The organism is Senegalimassilia anaerobia JC110 (assembly GCF_000236865.1).
GTDB classification, from domain to species: domain Bacteria; phylum Actinomycetota; class Coriobacteriia; order Coriobacteriales; family Eggerthellaceae; genus Senegalimassilia; species Senegalimassilia anaerobia.
Map to the genome: position 1 here is coordinate 241,966 of NZ_HE611017.1, position 19,243 is coordinate 261,208.

16 protein-coding genes are annotated in these 19,243 nt (G+C 60.0%); 3 read left to right on the plus strand and 13 right to left on the minus strand.

Annotation, left to right across the window (positions count from 1 at the left end; genetic code table 11):
* Positions 1 to 20: 20 nt before the first annotated feature.
* The 5 genes from SFHG_RS09305 to SFHG_RS09325 all read right to left on the minus strand — a co-directional run bounded on the left by SFHG_RS09305 (position 21) and on the right by SFHG_RS09325 (position 3,898).
* On the minus strand, positions 21 to 431 hold the full coding sequence (locus SFHG_RS09305) for a hypothetical protein (protein ID WP_052297930.1): 411 nt from the start codon (positions 429 to 431) through the stop codon (positions 21 to 23).
* A gap of 9 nt (positions 432 to 440) precedes the next feature.
* Positions 441 to 1,517 carry a Holliday junction branch migration DNA helicase RuvB gene (gene ruvB, locus SFHG_RS09310; protein WP_042436609.1) on the minus strand — a complete coding sequence of 359 codons (1,077 nt, stop codon included), beginning with the start codon at positions 1,515 to 1,517 and terminating at the stop codon, positions 441 to 443.
* A gap of 190 nt (positions 1,518 to 1,707) precedes the next feature.
* Complete coding sequence (ruvA, locus tag SFHG_RS09315) at positions 1,708 to 2,310, minus strand: Holliday junction branch migration protein RuvA (protein ID WP_042436613.1); 603 nt, start codon at positions 2,308 to 2,310, stop codon at positions 1,708 to 1,710.
* Complete coding sequence (gene ruvC / locus SFHG_RS09320; RefSeq protein WP_081469063.1) at positions 2,307 to 2,915, minus strand: crossover junction endodeoxyribonuclease RuvC; 609 nt, start codon at positions 2,913 to 2,915, stop codon at positions 2,307 to 2,309. Before ruvC ends, ruvA begins: the two co-directional genes overlap by 4 nt.
* A 182-nt stretch (positions 2,916 to 3,097) precedes the next feature.
* Positions 3,098 to 3,898, minus strand: coding sequence for a YebC/PmpR family DNA-binding transcriptional regulator (locus tag SFHG_RS09325; RefSeq protein ID WP_042436615.1), 801 nt, complete (start codon positions 3,896 to 3,898; stop codon positions 3,098 to 3,100).
* A 295-nt stretch (positions 3,899 to 4,193) separates the two neighbouring features.
* Here SFHG_RS09325 and SFHG_RS09330 point away from each other — a divergent pair, with 295 nt between their 5' ends.
* Positions 4,194 to 8,765, plus strand: coding sequence for an acyl-CoA dehydratase activase (locus tag SFHG_RS09330; protein ID WP_042436618.1), 4,572 nt, complete (start codon positions 4,194 to 4,196; stop codon positions 8,763 to 8,765).
* Between the two features lie 47 nt (positions 8,766 to 8,812).
* On the opposite strand, the gene SFHG_RS09335 is transcribed toward SFHG_RS09330, so the two are convergent.
* Both SFHG_RS09335 and SFHG_RS09340 read right to left on the minus strand, forming a co-directional pair.
* Positions 8,813 to 9,088 (minus strand): hypothetical protein, encoded by a 276-nt coding sequence (locus SFHG_RS09335; protein WP_042436619.1) that lies wholly within the window; start codon positions 9,086 to 9,088, stop codon positions 8,813 to 8,815.
* Positions 9,089 to 9,211: 123 nt separating this feature from the next.
* Positions 9,212 to 10,012: a putative ABC transporter permease gene (locus SFHG_RS09340; RefSeq protein ID WP_052297931.1), complete on the minus strand. Its 801-nt coding sequence runs from the start codon at positions 10,010 to 10,012 to the stop codon at positions 9,212 to 9,214.
* Between the two features lie 264 nt (positions 10,013 to 10,276).
* Here SFHG_RS09340 and SFHG_RS09345 point away from each other — a divergent pair, with 264 nt between their 5' ends.
* Entirely contained in the window at positions 10,277 to 11,443 is a 1,167-nt protein-coding gene (locus SFHG_RS09345) for a phosphoglycerate dehydrogenase (RefSeq protein ID WP_042436622.1), read from the plus strand.
* Positions 11,444 to 11,589: 146 nt separating this feature from the next.
* On the opposite strand, the gene mnmA is transcribed toward SFHG_RS09345, so the two are convergent.
* The 3 genes from mnmA to upp all read right to left on the minus strand — a co-directional run bounded on the left by mnmA (position 11,590) and on the right by upp (position 14,693).
* Positions 11,590 to 12,744, minus strand: a complete 1,155-nt coding sequence (mnmA, locus tag SFHG_RS09350; RefSeq protein WP_238318323.1) for a tRNA 2-thiouridine(34) synthase MnmA — start codon at positions 12,742 to 12,744, stop codon at positions 11,590 to 11,592.
* A gap of 369 nt (positions 12,745 to 13,113) precedes the next feature.
* A complete protein-coding gene (locus SFHG_RS09355) occupies positions 13,114 to 14,043 on the minus strand; it encodes a gamma-glutamyl-gamma-aminobutyrate hydrolase family protein (RefSeq protein WP_052297932.1) in 930 nt (309 codons plus the stop codon).
* An 8-nt stretch (positions 14,044 to 14,051) separates the two neighbouring features.
* Positions 14,052 to 14,693: a uracil phosphoribosyltransferase gene (gene upp, locus SFHG_RS09360; RefSeq protein ID WP_042436803.1), complete on the minus strand. Its 642-nt coding sequence runs from the start codon at positions 14,691 to 14,693 to the stop codon at positions 14,052 to 14,054.
* A 578-nt stretch (positions 14,694 to 15,271) separates the two neighbouring features.
* Here upp and SFHG_RS09365 point away from each other — a divergent pair.
* On the plus strand, positions 15,272 to 16,798 hold the full coding sequence (locus SFHG_RS09365; protein ID WP_042436625.1) for a hypothetical protein: 1,527 nt from the start codon (positions 15,272 to 15,274) through the stop codon (positions 16,796 to 16,798).
* Here the strand turns inward: SFHG_RS09365 and SFHG_RS09370 are convergent.
* From SFHG_RS09370 to SFHG_RS11160, 3 genes are all read right to left on the minus strand, one after another.
* Positions 16,787 to 17,848: a ParB/RepB/Spo0J family partition protein gene (locus SFHG_RS09370; RefSeq protein ID WP_042436627.1), complete on the minus strand. Its 1,062-nt coding sequence runs from the start codon at positions 17,846 to 17,848 to the stop codon at positions 16,787 to 16,789. The two genes, SFHG_RS09365 and SFHG_RS09370, sit on opposite strands and share 12 nt — an antisense overlap.
* The gene (locus tag SFHG_RS09375) at positions 17,841 to 18,842 is read right to left on the minus strand and encodes a ParA family protein (RefSeq protein ID WP_042436629.1); all 1,002 of its coding nucleotides are present in this window, start codon (positions 18,840 to 18,842) and stop codon (positions 17,841 to 17,843) included. The genes SFHG_RS09370 and SFHG_RS09375 overlap by 8 nt, the downstream gene beginning before the upstream one ends.
* A gap of 91 nt (positions 18,843 to 18,933) precedes the next feature.
* Positions 18,934 to 19,243 (minus strand): hypothetical protein (locus SFHG_RS11160; protein ID WP_222859230.1); only part of this gene is annotated, 310 nt, incomplete at its 5' end.

The following is a 19,243-nucleotide window of genomic DNA, read 5'->3' on the forward strand; positions in this document are numbered from 1 at the left end:
CACTCCCGTCATCGCCCTTATCAGACGTTAGCTTGCTCGGCCATTTCCTTCAAGTCCGACAGGTCGGTGGGGTCGTCAGGCAAATCGATTCCATATGCATCCGCAATCGCCCGCGCCTGTTCCACGCGCAACGACGCCAACGCACCTTGCTTCACCTGCGTCAGATACTCGGACGACAACAGCAGGCTTCGCGCGATGAATTCCGTTACACGCGGATCGGTACCGGACACCTGCAGCACGCCGACGACGGATTCCGGGGTCAGCGACAGCAAGCTAGCGCCGTCCATCCCGACGGCATTCCCGACAACCTCATCCAGCGTATCGGCCGCCTCTTTGGGGTCTTCGTCCTCGTCGGTAACGCGTCGCAGGCTTTTAAACATCGCCTGGTAAAACGCCAGCAGCAACTTCATCAGATAGTCTTGCTCGAACATCGGCCGCTCCTAGCTATTCGTGGGTTCGTGGAAGATGCCCAGGTGCTCGTACGCCCGCTCGGTTGCCTGACGACCCTTCGGCGTACGGATGAGCAGACCCTGCTGCATCAAGTACGGCTCGTACACGTCCTCAAGCGTATCCGGGTCCTCGGCCAACGCCGATGCCAAGGTGGTCAATCCCACCGGACGTCCACCGAACTGCACGCACAACAGCTCCAGAATACGATTATCCACCGCATCCAACCCCAGCGGGTCCACCTCGAAAAAGCTCAACGCCTGCGCGGACACATCTTCGTCGATGACGCCGTTGCCCCGCACCTGCGCCCAATCGCGCACGCGTTTGAGCATGCGGTTAGCCAAACGAGGAGTGCCACGGCTTCGACGCGCGATTTCCAGCGCGCCATCATACGAGATGGGCACATCCAAAATGGAAGCGGAACGTTGTACGATGGAGGCCAGTTCCTCAGGCGTGTAATACTGCAGGCGGAACGCAATGCCGAAGCGATCGCGCAAAGGCCCGGTAAGCAGACCCGTGCGGGTGGTGGCGCCGATGAGCGTGAACCGCGGCAGGTCCAAGCGGATGGAACGAGCCGCCGGTCCCTTGCCCACAACGATATCCAGCGCAAAGTCCTCAAGCGCGGGATACAAAACCTCTTCCACCATGCGATTCAGACGATGGATTTCATCGATGAACAGGACATCGCCCTCTTCGAGGTTCGTAAGGATCGCAGCAAGGTCTCCCGTACGCTCGATGGCTGGACCGCTGGTAGTTTTGATGTTCGCACCCAGCTCATTGGCCACCACGGTGGCAAGAGTGGTCTTGCCCAGGCCCGGAGGTCCCGAGAATAGGATATGGTCCGCAACGTCACCGCGCCCCTGCGCAGCTTGAATCAAGATGGCAAGCGACTCCTTGATCTTCGTTTGGCCGAGATAGTCGCCCAGACGCTTCGGCCGCAAGCTGCGATCGAGCGCAAGGTCGTCCTCGGTCAAGTCCGGCGTGACCGCACGCTGCGAGGGGTCGGTCGCACCGACAGGAGCCGCCGACGCAGACCTGCCATCGAAGCCGGAACCCGCTTCGAACACCATTCCCTCTATTTTCACTCCATCAGCCAAAGCTCAAGCTCCGTCATCCATATTATTCGAGTCGCCTTACCTTCGCCGAACGCAAAGCAGTGCCCCTGCGTCCAGCATCGTCACGCTAGCCCCTGCGTCCTTCCAGCAAAATATCGCTTCGCTCGTACGAGCCAAACCCCAGCAAAGGCAACGATGCAACCCGTTATTTACCTAAACGTTTCAAGGCGTATTTTATCAACGCGTTTTCATCCGCGTCTTCGGGAGCGCCCTTTAACGCAACTTCTGCCTCTGCAGACGCGAAACCCAACGCCAGCAATGCCTCACGGGCGCCCTTAAGCCGTTCGGCCGCAGCTGCAGCCGCCGAAGAGGGCGCACCCGAGACATCGAACAAGCTTGCCAGCCCCTGATCGAACGAGCCTTTCAGCTCCAAGATGATGCGCGACGCCGTCTTCTTACCCACTCCCGGTATCTTCTGCACCGCAGCCACGTCCTGAGCTTGCACTGCCGCCACCAAAGCTTCGGGCGTGAACGAGGACAGCGCCGCCAGCGCAACCTTCGGTCCCACGCCGCTGACTCCGATCAGACGCTCGAAAAGCGCTTTCTCCTCAAGCGTTAAAAAGCCGTACAATGCGATACCGTTATCGGACACCTGCAGATGCGTGTGCACCTGAACAGGTTCGCCCACTGCCGGCAGTTTCGAAAGCGCACCTTGCGACATGCCGACGGCATAGCCGACGCCTTGAACGTCGATATACGCGCATGCGGCGGTCTTGCCCGCCAGCACACCCTTCAGAAACGCGATCATCGCGCACCCTCCTCCAAGATCTTGCGCGCCGACGCACCGGAGGCGCCACCTGTTCCCGCGCCCGCCATCACGCGGCCGCGCGACTCAAGCTTCGCCAGCGCGCTGGCGCCGCCGACTCCCCCGTACCCTTCGTGAGTGGTATAGCAGATTGCAGCCGCAAGCGCGTCCGAAGCATGGTCCGGCTTCGGTTCCACCTGCAGATTCAGCAGCTTCTTCACCATATATTGCACCTGCGCCTTATCGGCCGAGCCAGTGCCCACCACGGCCATCTTTATCTGCCGCGGCGTGAACTCGCCGACCGAAAGCCCATGCTGGGCGCATGCCACCAAAACAGCGCCTCGCGCCTGCCCCGTGGCGAAGGCGGCCGTGATATTCTGACCGAACCACACGGTCTCGATTCCCAGGCACACGGGATCGAACCGGCTGATCACCGCCGAAATCTGCTCGTGGATCTTCGCCAAACGCTGCGACAGCTCAACGCCTGCAGGCGTGGATACGCACCCGTACGCCACGCATTCCATACGCGGGCCATACTGCCGCACCACGCCCCATCCCGTGTTCGCCAAGCCTGGGTCTATCCCCAAGATCGTTCGAGGTTCCGTCATCCGCCCGCCTTATCCGTTCAAACATTTGTTCGTGGACATACTACCACACGGATGTTCGTACTCCACCAACGATTTTCCCATGGGCGCTTCTTTCCAAAACCGCCCGGCCAACACAGGGGTCCAGCGCGAAAAAAGGCCTCCCTATCGGGAGGCCTTCCGTTCGCAAAGGATATCCTGCACGTTTACTCGTCCAGAGCAGCGGCGATTTCCTCGGTGATATCCATGGTGTGGTACACGTTCTGCAGGTCCTCAAGCTCTTCCAGCTTGTCAACCAGGCGCATAACCTTCTTAGCGTCGTTGGCGGTGACGGTTGCGGGCGTGGTGGCCTCCATGGTCATCTCGGCGCCCTTGACCTGCACGCCCTGCTCTTCCAGGGCCTTCTTCACGGCCATAAGGTCGGACGGCTGGGTGTAGACGATCCACTCCTCGTCGGCATCCTCGTAGTCGTCGCCGCCGGCCTCGATGACGGCCATCTCGAACTCTTCCTCATCGGCAGCGGCGCCGTTGGGGCCCATGGGATGCTTCTTGTCGCCCGTCTCGATCTCCTTGGGGACCATGATCTGGCCCTTGCGCTCGAACATGTAGGAAACGGAACCGGAGGTGCCCAGGTTGCCGCCCGCATGGGTGAATGCGGCGCGCACGTCGGCAGCGGTGCGGTTGCGGTTGTCGGTCAGCGCCTCGCAGAGGATGGCAACGCCGCAGGGGCCGTAGCCCTCGTACACGACGGTCTCGTAGTTCGCGGCGTCCTTGCCGGAACCGAAGGCCTTGTCGATGGCGGTCTTGATCTTGTCCTTGGGCAGGGAGTAGCCCTTGGCCTTCTCGATTGCGGCGGCCAGCGATGCGTTGTTGTCGGGGTTCGGGTCGCCACCCTCCTTGGCAGCAACGGTGATGTTGCGCGACAGCTTGGAGAACAACGCGGAGCGCTTAGCGTCCTGCGCAGCCTTGCGATGTTTCGTGGTTGCCCACTTAGAATGCCCTGACATAGCACGTCCCTTCGAATTACAGCAAATACCAGCTGATAATTCTAGCACCCTTGTCAACTATCCCGCTTCACCCGCCCAACCTTTCATAGGTATTGCAGACGGCGAATGCGAGAAGACCAGGCGAAACTGTCACGTCCAGCAGGCTCGACACCCGAAAACAAACCCGAAAATCGTGACAAAGTCGATATCTTGTCGCTTTTTTCCAACATCTTGTTGGATAAACTACCATGGAAATCGAACGACACGCATTCGCGACGCGCTCCTCGCGCCACCTTGCACTATCTGAGGAACATCGATGGGAAACGTATCCGCCGTCGACGTCGGGATCGACGTCGGCTCGACAACAACGAAGATCTGCGCGCTCGACGCGCAGTCGCATAACCTGCTGCACACGTCGTACGAACGACACGGCGCGCGCCAGGCCGAAAGCGTCCGCGCGGCGCTCAACTCGCTCGCGCGGCTATTCCCGCGGGCCAGCATCAGGCTTGCGCTCACCGGCTCCGGCGCGGCGCCCATCGCCGACAAGCTCGGCGTGCCGTTCGTGCAGGAGGTCGTCGCCAACGCCTGCGCCGTCCAGACGCTCTACCCGCGTACGCGCTGCGCTATCGAGCTTGGCGGCCAGGACGCCAAGATGATCTTCTTCCGCGCCAACGAGACCACCGGCGCGCTCGACGTCGCCGATATGCGCATGAACGGCAGCTGCGCGGGCGGCACGGGCGCGTTCATCGACGAAATCGCCTCGGTGCTCAACCTGCCCATCGAGCAGTTCGATGCTGCCGCCTGCCGCGGACGCACGGTCTACGACATCTCCGGTCGCTGCGGCGTATACGCCAAAACCGACATCCAGCCCCTGCTCAATCAGGGGGCATCCCGCGACGACCTGGCCTTGTCGGCCTTCCACGCCATCGCCAAGCAAACGCTCGGCGGCCTGGCACAAGGCATCGACGTGTGCCCGCCCATCATCTTCGAAGGCGGCCCGCTCACGTTCAACCCCACGCTGATAAGCGTTTTCAAGGAGCGCCTCAACCTCGCCGACGACCAGGCCATCGTCCCCGATCACCCTGAAACCATGGTTGCCCGCGGTGCCGCGCTGTCGCTTTCCGGCATGTTCGCCGACGCGCCCGCAACCATCGACCCCGCCGCAGCCGCGCAAACGCTCGTCGGCTTCACCAGCGCCGACGACGACCACGCTCCCGGCAAGCCCTTCTTCGAAACCGCCGCCGAGCGCAAGGCTTTCGCGCGGCGCAACCAGCTGCCCGAGGAGCCGCACGGCCCCGAAAGCGCCGCCGCGAAAGCCCACATGCGCAATGGGCGTCTTCGCGTATGGCTCGGCATCGATTCAGGCAGCACCACCACCAAGCTGGCGCTCGTCGCCGACGACGGCCAGCTCATCGACAGCTTCTACGCCAACAACGAAGGCGACCCGCTCGAGGTGGCGCGCCGCGCGCTCGTCAGGCTGCGCGACCGATACGCTGCCGCCGGCATCACGCTCGACATCGCCGGCGTCGGCACCACCGGCTACGGCGAGCTGCTGTTCAACCGCGCGCTGCACGCCGACTACCACACCGTCGAAACGGTGGCGCACGCCCATGCCGCCACCCGCTACGAGCCCCACGCCAGCTTCATCCTCGACATCGGCGGCCAGGACATGAAAGCCATCTGGCTTTCCGACGGCATCATCGGCAACATCGTGGTAAACGAGGCCTGCTCGAGCGGCTGCGGCTCGTTCCTCGAGAACTTCGCGCAAACGCTCGGCGTCCCCACGCCCGAAATCGCCGACGCGGCGTTTACCAGCGAACAACCCGCCGTGCTCGGCAGCCGTTGCACCGTGTTCATGAACTCGAGCATCGTCAGCGAGCAGAAAAACGGCCGCACGCCTGCGGATATTATGGCGGGCCTATGCCGTTCGATCATCGCGAACGTGTTCACGAAGGTCGTGCGCGTTCCCAACCTCGACAGCCTCGGCGAGCATATCGTGGTGCAAGGCGGCACGTTCCGCAACGACGCGGTGCTCTGCGCCCTCGAGCAGCACATCGGCCGCCCCGTCACGAGAGCGCCCTACCCCGGGCTCATGGGAGCCATCGGCGTCGCGCTGCTTACGCGCGACCATATGGCAAAACAAGCATGCGAACAGGCAAAATGCGCAGAAGGCGAAGCCGGGTCCCGCACACCCGCTCCCGCCGGCGAGCCAAGCCCGGCCCCCACGCCCAGCACTTTCATCGGCCTTGATGCGCTCGACGCGTTCTCCTACCAGCAGCGTACGAACGTCACCTGCCCGTTCTGCGCCAACCGCTGCAACCGCACCGTCATCACCTTCGCGGACGGCTCCTCCTTCGTCACGGGCAACCGTTGCCCGCGTGGCGAGATCGTCGGCGACCCGAAAGACCCCGCCACGCGTTCGGCGCTCAAAACCGCCGACGAGCAGGCGAAAGCAGGCGAAAACCTCTTCGAAGCGCGCCAGAAGCTCCTCTTCCAAGACTGGCCCATCGAGCAAGTCGCGCCCGACCGCGGCGTCACCATCGGCATCCCGCGCGTTCTGGCGTTCTGGGACACCATGCCGTTCTGGAACGCGCTGCTGCGCTCGCTCGGGTTCGCCATCCGCCTCTCCCGTCCGTCCACGCGCGCCATGTTCGAAGAAGGGCTGCCCCAGGTCGCATCCGACACTATCTGCTTCCCCGCGAAGCTGGTGCACGGCCACATCCACGAACTCGCACGCGCCGGCGTCGACCGCATCTTCATGCCCATCATCACCACCGTGCCCAGCGAGAACACCGCATCAACCAGCATATCCATGTGCGCCGTGGTGAAGGGCTATCCCATGGTGGTGAAAAGCTCCGACGATCCCGCAAAGCACTGGGGCATCCCCTTCGACAGCCCGTTGTTCCACTGGTACTCCACCGAGGACCGCGATCGCCAGCTCATTGATTACCTGGAGGGCACGTTCGGCATCCCCGCCGATCAGGCCCTACGTGCCATCAGGCAGGCGGACAAAGCCCAACGCGCGTTCAAAGCGCTGCTGACCAAGGCCGGCGCGCACGCCATCGAATCCGCTCGCAGCGCTGGAACCTACGCCATCGTACTTGCCAGCCGCCCCTATCACAACGACCCGCTCGTCAACCACGACCTGCCCAAAATGCTCTCCGACATGGGGCATTCCGTGCTCCCTCCCGACGCCGTTCCCGGCATCGCCGACGTCGACCTGTCGGCAAGTCGCATCGACATCGTGAACAACTTCCACCAGCGCATGCTCGCCAGCGCCGTCATCGCTGCCGACTCCTCCGCGCTCGAGTACGTGCAGCTCGTCAGCTTCGGCTGCGGCCACGACGCCTACCTTTCCGATGAGATCTGCCGCCTCATGAAGGAACGCTCGGGCAAGCAGCCGCTTATCCTCAAGCTCGACGAATCCGACGTCGCCGGACCGCTGCGCATCCGCGTGCGCTCGTTCATCGAGACCGTCGACGAGCGCCGCGCGCGCCAAGCCGCCATCGAGTGCGCCGCCAGCGAAAGCGCGATCGGCGCCCCCAAGGGAAGCGCATTCGTCCGCCCCTCGGCGCCCACCGACGCCCACCCGCTGCCCGACCCCTACCCCGTCAAGTACGTCAAAGCCGATCGGCGCATCAAGACCATCCTCGTGCCCAACACCTCGCACGCGTTCTCCCTGCTCATGTCGGCGTCGTTCGCCCGCCAGGGCGCACAGGCCGTCTCTCTTGACATCGGCCGAGAACGAGCCATCGAGCTGGGGAAACGCTATGTCCATAACGATATCTGCTTCCCCGCGCAAATGACCATCGGCGAAGCCCTCGCCGCGCTCGACAGCGGCGAATGGGACCCGCGCACCGTTGCCATCGGCACCGGAAAGTACATCGGCGACTGCCGTCTGACGCATTACGCGGCGCTTTTGCGCAAGGCGCTCGACGACGCCGGCTACGGCTACGTCCCCATCATCACCAATGACGGCACAGACGCCCACAACATGCATCCGGGCTTCAAGATGTCGCTCGGCAGCGCCATCCGCGTCGCGTTCGGCCTGCCCATGATCGACGCGCTCGAAGACCTGCTGCGCAAAATGCGCCCTTACGAGCTTGAGCCCGGCAGCGCCAACAAGGCGTTCGACCAGGCCATCGAGTGCGTCGTGGCAGGCATTCGGGAACACGGCGTGCGCGGCGCCATCAACGGCTTCAAGCAGGCCGTGGCCATCATGGGAACCGTTCGCTACGACCGCTCGAACCCGCGCCCGCAGGTGCTCATCGTGGGAGAATACCTGTTGAACTTCCATCCCGGGGCCAACCACGACATCGAGGACTATCTCGAGTCGAACGGCCTGGAGATCATCGAGGCGCGTATGACCGACGTCATCCGCAAAACCTACTTCTACCAAGATGCCCAGGCGCGCGAATTCCGCGTCTCGCAGCCCCTCGCCACCAAAGCGTTCAACCGCGTGGCAAACCGACTGTTCGAAATCGCGCACGACACCTGCGACGGCATCGCGAAGGCTCACCCGCTCTACGAGCCCGCATGCCGCATGCCCGAGCTTGTTCGCGCATCCGACCCTATCATCCACCACACGTTCGACGCCGGCGAAGGCGTGCTCATCCCCGCCGAGATCCTGCACCACGCCGCACGCGGCTGCCGCGCGTTCGTCATCCTGCAGCCGTTCGGCTGCCTGCCGAACCACGTGGTCGGGCGGGGCATCGTCAAGCAGCTCAAGACGCGCTACCCCGACGCGAACATCCTGCCGCTCGACTACGACCCCGATGTCAGCTTCGCCAATATCGAGAACCGCTTGCAAATGCTCATCATGAACGCGAAGGCGCAACACCAGCCCACGCAAAACGCCGAAAGCACCGGCACCAAAGACCAGGAGTAGCCATGGCATGACCGAGGAAAAGCGAGCACGGCACCGCCGATATACGCTTAGCAAACGCATTCTGGGCCCTGCTCGAGCATCATCGGCTCGCCAACATCACCGTCGGCATGGTCACCGAGCAGGCCGAGCTCAACCGCGGCAGGTTCTACTGCCATTTCAAAAGCATGGACGACCTCATCGACCGCGCCATCGAGGACAAGGTCCTCGGCAATGGGTCCGTTTTGCAGAACATGCTCAGCCTCGTTGCGGGATCGTCGACAGCCAACGGCTTCGAGGCGTTCATCAAGCACGACATGGAAAGGATCGCCCTGCTCATCAAACAAGGCGGCATGGACCCATTCTCCATTAAGGTCAAGCGCCTCATGTTCGGCGCTTGGAAGGCGATCCTATGCGACGAGGGCAAGGAGATTTCCCCGAGCGCTTCGCACCCGGTCACGGGCACATCGTCACCCGCGGAAACCCGCCAGACACGGGTACATCGACATCGTCTGAAAACGGTTCGCCATCACTTCATCGCCGTAATGCGCAGCGAAGAGGTGCTGCACGGCGCCGACGGGCTCGGCGCCGGCCAAACGGTTCATCCAGCAATCGAATGCCGCGAACGTCACAACCGTATCCACCAGGAAAAACGCCAGCAATCCCCAGGCTAGCGGCGCACGCCATGCATTGGGGACCGTATCGGCTGCGCGCTGCATCACCGGCAACGCCAGCTTCACCCACGCCACACCGGCAGCTCCCCACACAAGCGCGATGCCCAAACACGTATGCCCGCCCAGATTGAGCGGTTGCGAAGAATAATCCCAGGCCACAATGCCGAACGCGTTCTCCCAGAACCATCCGGCGAACCACTCGAACGCAGCCCCGACAACAGCCGCCACGCCGAACAGCACGCCGCCGCGCGCATCCGACAAGCGAGCGAGCGCCAACGTCATCACAACGCCGCCTACGCCGTAAATCGGGCTGAACGGCCCCCATAAAAACCCGGCACGGTTCTCCCATCGGCCATCAACGAAATAGCTGACCACCGTCTCACCGACCAGTCCCAGCACACTGCACACCGCGAAAATCCACACCAGATGATACAGGTCCAGCTTGATCGCCTCGGATTTCGCGGCGTCGCGTAAAGCCGCATTGTCGGCCGCTCTAAACGAAGCGCCGGCGCCATCGGGAGCGTTGACCGCAGCGGCCGTCCCCCGCATCAGCACGCGATTGCGATCGGCCGACCGCGATGAATCATGGCGAAGCATGTCACCCTCTTCCCCTTTCTTTTCCCCAACTGGTCATTATGGCACACCTCGGCAGGCCCGCCCAAGGTGCAAACCACCGGTAAACAACCCGTCATCTTCGAAAGAGCCGCCGCTCACCGAGCCGCAAGCGGTCCTGCAATCTGCCGCCAAACCCGCCCTAAAACGCCCGGCTGCCGCCTCATCGTTGACTTCGCCCAAATGCAAACCCACTATATAGCTAGATTTAGTTCGCAAACCGCAACCGCACACGCCGAAGGGGGCTTCATGCGCTACATCAACTGCCTGAACAACATCTCCGCCAAAGGAACCGACCTGCTCGGATCCGACTATCAGCTCACCGACGACATCGCGCAAGCTTCCGGCGTGCTCGTGCGCAGCGCCGCCATGCACGACATGGACCTTCCCGAAAGCCTGCTGGCCGTCGCCCGCGCCGGCGCGGGTGTGAACAACATCCCGCTTGACAAGTGCGCCGAAGCCGGCGTCGTCGTGTTCAACACCCCCGGCGCCAACGCGAACGCCGTGAAGGAGCTCGTTCTGTGCGGCATGTTGCTGGCAAGCCGCGGCATCCTGCCCGGCGCCGCCTGGTGCCGCGAGCACGCCGACTCCCCCACCATCGGCAAGGACGCCGAGAAGGCGAAGAAGGCCTTCGCCGGCCAGGAGATCTTCGGCAAGACGCTCGGCGTCATCGGCCTGGGCGCCATCGGCGCACTGGTGGCCAACGCCGCCATCAACCTGGGCATGAACGTGCTTGGCTACGACCCTTACGTTTCCGCCGAGGCCGCCTGGCGCCTGTCCCCCTCCGTCGAGCACGTCACCAACCTCGACGATGTCCTGCATCGCAGCGACTACGTCACCATCCACGTGCCTGCCATGGATTCCACGCGTGGCATGATCGGCGCGCATGAGCTCGAAGTCGCCAAACCCGGCTGCGCCGTCATGAACTTCAGCCGCGACACCCTGGTCGACAACGCCGCCATGGCAGAGGCCCTCGAGGCCGGCCGCGTGACCACCTATGTCACCGACTTCGCAACGCCCGAGGTCATGGCCATGCAAAACACCATCGTGCTGCCGCACCTCGGTGCCAGCACCGCCGAGGCCGAGGACAACTGCGCCATCATGGCAACGCTGCAGATGAAGGATTACCTGGAGAACGGCAACATCAAGAACTCGGTGAACTACCCCGCCTGCGACATGGGTCCCGCCCCCGCGCAGGGCGGTCGCGTCGCCGTGCTGCATGCCAACGTGCCCGACATGCTCAGCCAGATCACCGGCGTGTTCGGCGAAGTGGGCGCAAACATCGACAACCTCACGAACAAGGCCCGCGGCAACGCCGCCTACACCATGCTCGACCTCAACGCCCCCGCAACCGACGAGCTTGTCGCCAAGCTCACGGCCATCGAAGGCGTTCACCGCGTCCGCATCGTGAAGTAGCGAACGCAACACCCCAGCATCTCGCAAAAGGGACCGACCCGCACGATGCGGAGTCGATCCCTTTTTTCGCGGCAGGCTGCGTTACCCATAGGCCCTCGCGGCAGCCTTTCTATCTAAAGTCCCGGGTCAGCCACCGTCTAGGCAGCTTATTCGCTGACCTCTATCGTGCCGCCGCCCACAACGGCGTCGCCATCGTAAATCACCAGCGACTGCCCCGCCGCCGGACGAGCAACCGCCTCATCGAAGCGAACCACCAGCTGGTCTCCCTCCATAACCGCCTCGGCGGCCTGCTCTCGTTGGCGGTAATGGGTTTTCGCCGTAACGCGCATTGGCTTGTCAAGCTCGGCCACCGAGATCAGGTTAACATCCCCTGCGCGCACCTCGCGCACGCCCAGCTCGCTTCGCGGGCCCACCACCAGCACGTTCTCGGCGGCATCTTTGCCCACCACGTACAACGGCTCGGACGCGGCGATGCCGATGCCCTTGCGCTGCCCGATCGTGTAATGAACCAGCCCGTTGTGCCGCCCGAGCACCTTGCCGTCGATATCGACGATATCCCCAGGCTCGAATGCCGCGGGGATCGCCGGACCATCCCCGCCATCGGGCGCGGCATCTTCCCCAAACCCCATGTACCGCGCAATGAACGACGCATAATCGCCATCGGGCACAAAGCAGATGTCCTGACTTTCCGCCTTATGGGCGTTTCCGAACGAATGCTTCTCCGCCAGCTCCCTCACCTGCGGTTTTGTCAGCTCTCCCAGCGGGAACAGCATATGCGCCAGGTCATCTTGCGTAAGGTGATACAGCACATAGCTTTGATCTTTCGCCTCATCCAATCCACGGCGAAGCTCGAACCTGCCCGTGCTCTCGTTGAACGCCCGACGCGCATAATGGCCGGTCGCCACATAATCGAAGCCCAGCTGCGCACGGCGGCGCTGCAAGGCGGCGAACTTCAGGTACCTGTTGCAGTCGATGCACGGGTTCGGCGTACGACCGTGCAGGTACGCATCGCAGAATCGATCGATCACCTCGCTGCCGAACGTCCCCGTGAAGTTGAACGTGAAGTGCTCAAGCCCCAGCCCGAACGCCACCTGTCGGGCATCCTCCACATCGCTTTGGCTGCAGCAAGTGCTCTCGCCCACCATGCACGCGCCGCCGGCGCCGGCAACCTCGTTGTCGAACAGCTTCATGGTGACGCCCGTGGCATCATAGCCAGCATCACGAAGCAGCAGCGCCGCCACCGAGCTGTCCACCCCGCCGCTCATCGCAACCAGCACACGCTCTTGCTTTTCGCCATCCACCTGGGATTACTCCTTCAAACAACCTACCATCGCGAAGCCCCGTGCCGCACCATGATCGAAGCATTCATCGCTCTCATCAGCGATGCTGTTCACAAGCACACCCAGCTTCCACCCAATAAGGCCTCGAACTGCGCTCGTCCAAGCACCTAGCCGACAAGCGCGCTCTTACGCTTCGCAAATTCCACTTCACTGTCAAAAGGCAGCCCTGGACCCACTAAGTCCCGATAAAAAGCGCTATCGCGCACTCCTACGCCGCATGCGGGCACCTGAACAAAACCCAACTCGCAAGCTTATCGAAATCCTTCCGCGAAAACCGCCGGCATGCCCACGATCCGGAACACCTCGAACGCCCCAGCTCCGACCATCAAGCTAGATATAGTCAGCGAACCTAACCGCGGGCCACACGGCATTCGGGTCGCACTCTTCGCGATCGATGCGCAGGCAATCGTGGCAACGCCCTTCGCGACAGCGCATCTGCCGCGCCTCGTCGATCAAGGCACGAAACAGCGGCGCCATATGACCGCCATCCTCCGCAAAGTACTCGGGATGCCACTGCACACCCATAAGGAAGCGGCAATCCTTCGCCTCCACGCCTTCCACTAGACCGTCGGGCCCGTAGGCAGCCGCCGCCAAATTGGGGGGCAGCGCACGAACGCCCTGATGATGCATGGAGTTCACCGCAGCGGAATCGCAGCCCAGAATCTCGCCGAGCTTGCTTGAGCGCATGATCGAGACCGTATGGGTAGGATGCCCGTATTCCTTGGTTTGCCAATGGTTCACACGTGCACCCGATTGCGTTTGCACGCCCTCTGCCGACACAGGGATATCGTCGGCGGCGCACATGCCGTCAAACTGCTCTTCCAGGTCCAGATACAACGTGCCCCCGAAGAACACGTTGATCATCTGCATGCCGCGGCAGATGCCAAGCAGCGGATAGTCGAATTGATACGCGTAGCTGAGCAGCAGATACTCCACTTCCTCGCGCTCGGGCGTCAGCTCGGATAGCTTGCCATAGGTGATATCGCCGCCGTAGCGCACAGGACTGATATCCTGGCCACCCGACAGCACGAACCCATCGATGTGCGGCAGCAGCGACTCGTACACGCTGACATCACTCGTAAACGGGACGATCAGCGGTGCCCCTCCCGCAGCGACGACGGCCTGCGCATAATGGTTGTTCATACGAAGGATGCCCTCGTTCGGGTCGTACGTCGGCACGATGCCGATGACCGGCCGCGATGCACCCATCGCCTTCGTGGCAATTTCCTCGATGCTGACGGGACGCTGCATGCTTTCCATGGAGCCCCCTACAAAGTGCCGAAAATGCGGTCTCCCGCATCGCCCAAGCCGGGAAGGATGTACGCCTGCTCGTTCAGCCCGTCATCCAGCGCGCACGTCCAAATGCGAACATCGGGGTCTTCCCGCAAAACGGCGCGAACCCCTTCGGGGGCAGCCACCAGCACCAGGAACCGGATGTCGCGAACGCCCTGCTCTCGCAAATAATGGATAGCCGAAAGCGCGCTGCCGCCAGTGGCCAACATGGGGTCGATCAAAAACACCGTCCTGTCGGCGATGCCCTTCGGCATCTTCGCGTAATACTCGCGCGGTTGATGCGTCTGCTCATCGCGCTCCATGCCAAGCACCCCCACCGCAGCGGAAGGTATGGCGGAAAGAACCCCGTCAAGCATTCCCATGCCCGCGCGAAGGATGGGCACCACGGCAAGCTTCTCGCCCGCAATCCGCTTTCCCACCGTGCGCTGCAATGGAGTATCCACCTCAACGGGCTCCGTCGGCAAATCACGCGAGGCCTCGTACACTTCCAGCATGGCCACTTCGTGCACCAGCTGGCGAAACTGGGAGGGAGCCGTTGACGCATCGCGCATGATCGATATCTTATGCGCGATAAGGGGATGTTCGAGCACATTCAGGCGCTCATCGGCTAATCGCATCTCTTCCATCCCAAGGCTCCTCTCGAACTCCAGCGATCTTTGACTGCATATCATACGCCAAAGCCCGACCCCCGAGCACCGTCAACCGGCGTTCGGCCATCAAACTATAACAAATTTTTCCCATTCGGAAACAAGTTGCAACAATTTCGCGGTTAGCTATATCTATCAATCAGAAAATACCAGGCGAGAAGCTAGTTTTATCGAAGCTTTGCGTCAACTTCGATTACGTAACAACCACCAACGCGTAACCGAATCAAGTCCTTTTGCCCGTTTTCATAACAAAACAATGTGGACAGCCAAGTGTTTCTTGTTATAGACTGTGCAAGTAACAAGCGTGGATACCTATGCGCCAACATAGTTCCCGCTTGCATCGACAACAGAAAAAAGAACCCCCTAGCGCCAACTAGGGGGTTGCCTAAGTGATCAAGTATCGACCACTCACTCACAGGTGATATTTTACCACTTAGAACATGCGCTCACAAGGCGTTCTTGTTTTTGCACTCTTTTTTTCATTGTCGAAAACGGAATACATTCGACTAGAAAGCGACCGCGTTTCCGCAGGTCGCGAAGGGTGCAGTATGCCTCAACCACCAGTAGATGCGACGGTCTCCCATGTGCAGGAAAGCGAGTGGGAAATCTTCCGCACGCTTATCACGCACGACGACCGCAACAGCTACTACGTGGTCTCATCGGACGCCAGCGGTTCCTGGGAGGACACCGCGGTGAAAAGCGAATCTCTGTCGGCAATCGGCTTCAACACGAAGTCGGCCTACTACATGACCCACAACGGGTTCACTTCGGCATGCCGAAAATCAGAGCAGGTCAGGCAACTGAACACGCTGTTCTTCGACCTCGATTGTCACGATCGGGACCTTCAGGAAACCCGCGCTATCGTGAGCCAAACGCTCGACACGCTCAAGCAAGCCGTTGGGGGCGGAACACTTCCCCAACCCACTATGACCATCGACACCGGTCGAGGCGTGCAGCTCTTCTATGTTCTTACCCGATCCATTCCGTATCGAGTAAGTGCAAACGGCCAGGTCAATATCAAATCGGTGAAGCTCTTCGAAAACGTGCAGAAGAGCATGGCTTCGTTGCTCGATTCCGTTGTCTCCTCCATTAAGGGCATTTCGGTCGATCGTGCAACGTTCGATGTTTCGCGTGTATCACGCATCCCTGGAACTTTTAACGCCAAAGCAGGACGTTACGCCTCGCTTTGCGATTATTCCTTTGATGCGCTATATAGCCTGTCGAAACTTTCCGAGCTCATTCCGGCACGCACCGAACAACCCAGCTACAAAACCAATCTCAAACGCGCTTTCAAGAAGACCTCTTCCGTCATCAACTATCAGCCTCTTCTGAAAAGCCGGCTTGCCAAGATCATCGAGCTCCAAAAGCTTCGCAACTTCAATTGCGAAGGAAATCGCGAGCTCATGTCGTTCGTGTTCTACAACACGGCTGTTCAGGTGTATCCGCACGAGATAGCACAGCAAAAACTGAGCTCCTTTAACAACAACTTCATCAATCCACTTAACGTAAGCGAGCTCAACGGAATCACCAAGTCAGTCGACACCGTGACCAACATGCGTGGGGAACAAGGCTATTACCTCATCGGCGCTAACCGCCTTCGAGAGCTTCTCGCCATGACATTAAAGGAAGAGGTGGCAATCAACTTCTTCGAATCGAAACGCTTGGTGATGCGTAAAGAAGCTAAACGCATCACCAAGGAGAAAAGGGAGCAAAGGAACGCCCGTATCATCACCTTGTATCGCCAAGGTTCACACACGTATGCCTCAATAGCGAAACAAGCCATGTGCTCGGTTAGAACTGTAGCTACGGTTATCAGCTCCTATAAACGAAACCAGCGCCAACGAGTTCTGGTGAACCTAACTCGTTATAACAAGAAAGTACTCGATGCATGCAAATTTTTGTCATACGAGTTTAAGGAGTGTTTGTTATCCCAATCTCCTAGGTTCTTTGTTACTTCTAGCTGCTGCTCCTCTTTGACGAAAACCCTCCCTGCGAGTGTTTTTGTCACTTTGGCAGGTGAGGGTTTTATTCTCGCTATGCGGCGATTTATCTATACTCAGCGGCTAGTCCAGTGATTTCTCAATCGAGCGTACCAGGGCTTTGATTTCTCCTAGCAGCTTGAAATCTGCTTCACCTTCTGCGTTCTCAGCATGCCTGAGCGCATTCCTTGCAGTTTTCAGATAGCCGTTCACGTCTTTTGGTGCTTTAGGATCTCGTACGACCTTCTCATGTGCTTTGGTTTGCGTTGCTTCAACCAGAGCTTCGATTGCTTGTTCGTGCTTGGAAGCTTTCGCTGCTTCAATGAGTGTTGAAATCTCATCAGCAGTCAATTCCTCCTTGTGCACCGCATTGATGACGCTTTCTTGCTGCGCACTTGAAAGTTTCGACAAAGCCTCTGCTTGGGATTGCGTGATGCTTCCTGCATCAAGAAGATCATTGCCCTCTTTTGACAGGTTTCTTGCTATGTTCAGCAACACCTGTGCAGTTCGTTCAGACACTCCAAAGTGCTCCGCGAGGTACGTTTTCGTGTTCACGCCCTTCAGCGATGGATCGTCTTTGCGCCATTCCACCAGCTTGTCCGCTAGCACCCTGAAGCCCTGTGCGCGTTCCGATGGTTTGATGTTTCGCTGACCGATATTGCTCGAGTGCATGATGAAATTGGCCTGTTCGTCGGAAACAGCGCCAAGCTTATGGCACCTGCCAGGAACCATGCGCCATGCATCGCCGTATTTCTCTGCGAGCAGCTTGCATGCGCGCCAACGACGCTCGCCGTCGATAATCTGGATGCCGTCTTCGGTCTCGCGCAGGATCAGCGGCTCGACTTCCTTGCTGTTCCAGATGAGGCCAGCAAGGTTGTTCACATCCTCGTCCGTGATGGTGTAGCTGTTGTTGGGGTTCGGCTTGAGGTTGTCGATGTCGAACCAGTCAAAACCCATTTCAGCCAGCAGCGTATTTCGACGATTGCTGTTTGCCATCTTGTCGGTGATGGCGCCTTCCTGGTTGTCCCTGGCCTCGAACGCCGCGAGGCGCATTTGCTCATCGGTGAGCTTCTCGTAACGCGGCGTCACGTTGGCGATTGCTCCTCCGTTGTTCTTGAGTGCGGCCTGAAGCTTATTCCTAGGCATTCATTTCCTCGATTTCCTGGGCCAACAGTCGATACGAGATCGCAGGCTTGCTGTTGGGGTCGTATTTGATCAGGGGTTCCATTGCCAAGCTTGCTTCCGGAACCACGGTGCTTTTCTCGATCTTCGTGTTGAAATACTCTGCGTTCGGAATGGCTTCCTTCATCATCTGGCAGCCATATTTGTATGCAGAGGTATTCCGCTCGATCATCGTCTGCAGAATCTTCCAGTGCTGCGGTAGGCGACGACGCTCCCTTGCCGTACGGTTGATCGTGTCGATCGTCTGCGAAAGGCCTGCGATTGCATAGCCATCAACCTTAATCGGGATGATGATGTGCGATGCGTTGTTTCCGGCTTCAAGAGCGACGATGGCGTTTGTGGTCGTCATATCCAAGCGCGGGCCGCAGTCGATGATGATGTAATCGAATTTACGCTCCCCGCTCCTGGCGGTTTCGTCGATGAGGTCCTCAATAGCGTATAACAGGCGCGTGTCCACGCCACCGGCGATCTCAGCTTTTAGGCGCGTATCCGCATCTGCGAATCGAAAGTTCGAAGGCACGCAAAATACGTTTTCGTAGTCGGTGGTGCGCATAACCTCACTTAGCGACATACGCGGAGAGCTTGGTGTTGCCTGATACAGGACGTCAGCGATGCAGGCTTCTTCGGAGCGGGGGTCGTATACGCCTAGGCTCTGGCTGACATTGCCCTGGCCGTCCATGTCGATGACCAGAACCTTGTAGCCGAGCTCCGAGAGGCAAACCGCAAGGCATGTGCTCGTGGTTGTCTTCGCGACGCCGCCTTTATAGCTCATGATGGAGATGATAGTAGGCTTGTCGGCGGATTGAGTTAGCTGGCCATTAAGCAAAAGGTCAGCGAGTTGCGACTTGTTCAGTCCGCGGCGCTCCGCTTCCTTCTCTAATTCTTCTACGGTTTCCCTTCCCAACGACAAGGATTGCTGCTGCTTTTCCCCGCCGCGCACTTTTGCCCTACTGGCCATTTGCGCTCCTGTCTAACATACAACACGAACATATGTACGATATGATTTGAGGACTGTGCAGGAACTGCACACGAGTAATTTTACCTGCTATTTAAGCTCTATTCAAGCATTTATAACATGTATTAAGCTGAATCTCACAATTATTTGTTATATCCATTGCTGAACATCGACCTTGGTCTAATTTTATTTGATACATAATCCTAGGCTTGATTTTCTTACTGTGCAGAAACTGCACAGTAAGAAAATCAAGCCCGCCAAGCCCGCCAAGCCCGCCAAGCCCGCCAAGCCCGCCAAGCCCGCCAAGCCCGCCAAGGCCCGCCAAGCCCGCCAAGCCCGCCAAGCCCGCCAAGCCCGCCAAGCCCGCCAAGCCCGCCAAGCCCGCCAAGCCCGCCAAGCCCGCC